This window comes from uncultured Romboutsia sp., from assembly GCF_958366745.1.
GTDB lineage: Bacteria > Bacillota > Clostridia > Peptostreptococcales > Peptostreptococcaceae > Romboutsia > Romboutsia timonensis.
Map to the genome: position 1 here is coordinate 1 of NZ_CATXCO010000281.1, position 2,705 is coordinate 2,705.

Below are 2,705 nucleotides of genomic sequence, written 5' to 3' on the forward strand. Positions count from 1 at the left end.
CTTCTCCCATTATGTTCATACCATAAAGAAATAATCCAAGGCCTCCAATAAGACTTATAAGAATGTACACTTTGTCACCACCTTAAAAGTTATTTTTATGATATTATAATAACCAAAAGCTATAAAACTTATGTTAATACTGTATTCTATTTATAAAATTTAATTTGATATATGTTATATAATAGTGTAAAATCTTCATGATAAAATTTATTATATGGAGAGAAACATGAGTCAAATTATTCAAACACAAAAAGGAAAAAAGAAAAGCTCATTTATTGAGTTTTTAAAAAAGGAATGTGTTCTAGTTATAGCAGTTACTCTTGCTATACTTAGTTCTTTTATTTCTATACCTAAATTGTCTTACATTGACTTTAAGGTTCTTATATTATTATTTAATCTTATGGTGGTAGTTGCTGCTTTTAAAGAGTTAAAGGTTTTAGATAGTATAGCCATAGGACTTTTAAAAAAATGTAATACTTATACATCTATATCTTTAGCACTTGTATTTATAACTTTTATATCTTCAATGATAGTTACTAATGATGTTGCCCTTATTACATTTGTTCCACTTAGTATTGTTATTGCAAGAAAAGCAAATATTAATGTTTTAAAAATAGTAGTATTTCAAACATTAGCTGCTAATCTTGGAAGTAGTTTTACTCCTATGGGTAATCCTCAGAACTTATTTATATATTCTTTTTATAATTTAAGTCCTATAGACTTTTTTAAGATAACTTTACCTATAGTTATTTTAGCAGTATTATTTTTAGTTTTACTTGTTTTTAAAGATAAAAAGATGAATTTAAGTTTAGATTTAGAAGATGTTAAAATTGATAATAAAAGAGATGTTTATTTATTTGGTGGGTTATTTTTAATAATATTATTATCAGTTTTCCATGTTATTGATTATAAGGTTACTTTTTTAATAACTATTGTTATGGTTTTAATTTTAAATAAAAAGTTATTTTCACAAGTTGATTATTCTTTATTAATTACTTTTATAGGATTTTTCATATTTGTTGGAAATATTTCAACTATGGATGTTGTAAAAAACTTTATGGAAGGTATTTTAAATAGTCCTAAGTCTACATTTTTAGCCTCAGTACTTTCTAGTCAAGTTATTAGTAATGTTCCTGCTACTATGCTTTTATCTGGATTTACTAATCACTTTAAAGAGTTACTTTTAGGTGTGAATATTGGTGGTATGGGTACATTGATAGCTTCTCTTGCTAGTGTTATTTCTTATAAGATTTATACTAGTGAGTTTGGAAATGATAATTATATGAAATCTTTTACTTTTTATAATATATTAGGTTTAATTATATTTGTGCCAATTGCTTATATATTTATAGCTTTATAATATATTTGTAAAAATTTTGCTTTACTTAAGCGACATATGGGCTAAATATTTCATTTATTAAGCGATACCGCTTTAAAAAAAATATCCAAGAGTTCAAAGTTTGAATTCTTGGATATTTTAATTTATATATTATCATCTACATCAATATCATGTATTTCATTTATATGTTCAATTATCCTACTTATATGAAAATTATAAACTGGACTTACATTTTCTTTAATTTCTATATTTTTATCTAATTTCTCATATAAATCCTTAGATTTAATATAATTTTCTTTATTTAAGTAACACTTATCTTTCATATGTTCTAATACCTGAAGATGTAAATATATTTGCTTACACTTATTTATAGTTTTATTTATTGATTTATTATCTACTTCATCGTTGCTATATTCTAATTCATCTAAAAAGTTTTTATATAAACCTTCTAATTTTGTAATTTCATTTTTTAAAGATGATATATCAACATGATTTCCTTTTTCTATTTCACTTTTTAATAATTTTATTGATGTATTTTCAATTTCTCTGATTTCATTGTATATACGACCTAAATAATTAGGTCTATAAATAAAGTAATTTACACATACTCCAATTAAAATACCTATTGATGTATCTACTATTCTGTGAAAAGAATATGCTATTGGATTATTTGTTCCTACTCCTAAATATATTGCGCAATATACAACACAAGCAATACTTATAGAGTTATTTATCTTTAATACATTACAAATATATATAGTTGTAATTATACCTAAACACGATAATATTGGATTTCCAGGATGTATAAGCACAAATATAAAGCCTATTAGACCTCCAATAAATGTTCCTTTTAATCTATTTAATCCAGCTGTTAAAGAACCTTTTACAGTTGTTTGCATACATACAATACAAGCTATTGCTGCAAATAATGTGTTATCAACTAGATGTAAGTGTCCAGCTAAAACACATATCATAACACCTATACCTGTTTTTATGTTTCTCATTCCAGGTTTATGTAATTTCAAGTTTCCAACTCCCTTCCCATTTATGATATCATAATTTAATAAGTAAAATAAATAGGATTATATATAAATTATATAATATATTACTACTTTATTTTATATTTAATTCTTACCATTAAAAATTCGCTTCGCTTGAGCGACGTGTCGGCGAAACATTACCAAATATCATTTTACGCTTATAAAGTTATTAATATTACATCTATTAAAATTTTATCCACAAAAACTTTATATCATAGCTTTCTTATACGTAAAAAATTCGCTTCGCCTGAGCGACGTGTCGGCGAAACACTTCATGTCGCCAACGACTTCGTCCGTTGCTTGAGCCACTGCGTGGGCGAAGCATT

2 protein-coding genes are annotated in these 2,705 nt (G+C 24.8%); one reads left to right on the forward strand and one right to left on the reverse strand.

The window, feature by feature from the left end; all coding sequences use genetic code 11:
• Positions 1-226: 226 nt before the first annotated feature.
• On the forward strand, positions 227-1,360 hold the full coding sequence (locus Q5F54_RS12715; protein WP_302334551.1) for an SLC13 family permease: 1,134 nt from the start codon (positions 227-229) through the stop codon (positions 1,358-1,360).
• A 122-nt stretch (positions 1,361-1,482) separates the two neighbouring features.
• Here the strand turns inward: Q5F54_RS12715 and Q5F54_RS12720 are convergent, their stop codons facing one another.
• The gene (locus Q5F54_RS12720; RefSeq protein ID WP_288306940.1) at positions 1,483-2,364 is read right to left on the reverse strand and encodes an aromatic acid exporter family protein; all 882 of its coding nucleotides are present in this window, start codon (positions 2,362-2,364) and stop codon (positions 1,483-1,485) included.
• Between the last annotated feature and the right edge of the window lie 341 nt (positions 2,365-2,705).